Genomic DNA, 1,010 nt, shown 5'->3' on the forward strand with positions numbered 1-1,010 from the left:
CTTCGGACATCCGTGGCGAATGGCCGGTTCTGGCGCGATGATCGCGTAGACTCGACAGTGGTGTCACCTGTCGCCGACACGGCATCCAGTCGAAGAAGGACCGCCGGCGATCGAAAGACGCTCGATTTTTTCCTGCGGCCGCGGCAGCCCGACCCGTCCGGCGGATCATTCATCGTAGGGGTCGATAAGCGCTCCGGTTGCGACATTGCGACGCTCCTGCCGGATTATCGTTGCTCTCAGATCCCAGTATGGCTTGTGCCGATCGAGATAAATGCTCTCGGCGAGAGACATACCCTCGGGGAGCTCGATATGGCCAAACCGAGCCGAGCGGTAGATAATCCCTTCTGCGGCTCTCGATAGATCGACCACCTCCAGCTTCAAGGAGGAATCATCACCCCATATGCACCCCGCAATAAAGCCGGTTGTAAGAGACATCCAAGGACCAAAGGAAAATTTGCTGCCATACTCGGTCGTTTCTTCGCCAGAATGTTTTTCTGCTTTTCCCTCAAACCACCAATACTCACTTTCGTGGCCGAGTGCATGATTCGTTATCATGACCTTCTTGTAGCGCGGCACAAAGAATTCAACAGGGCAGAAACCATTCGGCGCAGGCTCCTCTCCGCCTAAATCCAGGCAATCAGGTAAACTCATTACTCGGGTCGAGTTATAGTCTCTGGAGTAGAGAGCATACCACGCTCCATCAATCTCGAAGGGTTCAAAAGTGGTCAAGGCATAACCGGGATGGTTCCGTGAATATTCGCCGATCTGTGTATCTCTGTCGAAGATTTTGACGTCCGATGATCCCCAACTGCCGATCCGATGCGGCTCGACGTTTGCCTCGACTCGAAACCGCCTAGCTTCTAATCCAGCTTTCACGGTGGACCCTCTCGTCTACAATTCAAAGCACAATATCGCTAAAGCCCTAGGACGAACAGCCTGCGACCGCTGTCGCGCGAAACTCCGCTCCTGGCGCATCGCGGCCATCACCCCACCCCCACGCCAATCGCCTG

Annotated in this window: 1 protein-coding gene; it reads right to left on the reverse strand. The window is 55.0% G+C overall.

Going from position 1 to position 1,010, the window contains the following annotated elements:
- Positions 1–165: 165 nt before the first annotated feature.
- Entirely contained in the window at positions 166–876 is a 711-nt protein-coding gene (locus A1351_RS08005; protein ID WP_157096197.1) for a hypothetical protein, read from the reverse strand.
- Positions 877–1,010 lie beyond the last annotated feature (134 nt).

It is taken from the genome of Methylosinus sp. R-45379, assembly GCF_001644125.1.
Lineage (GTDB): Bacteria > Pseudomonadota > Alphaproteobacteria > Rhizobiales > Beijerinckiaceae > Methylosinus.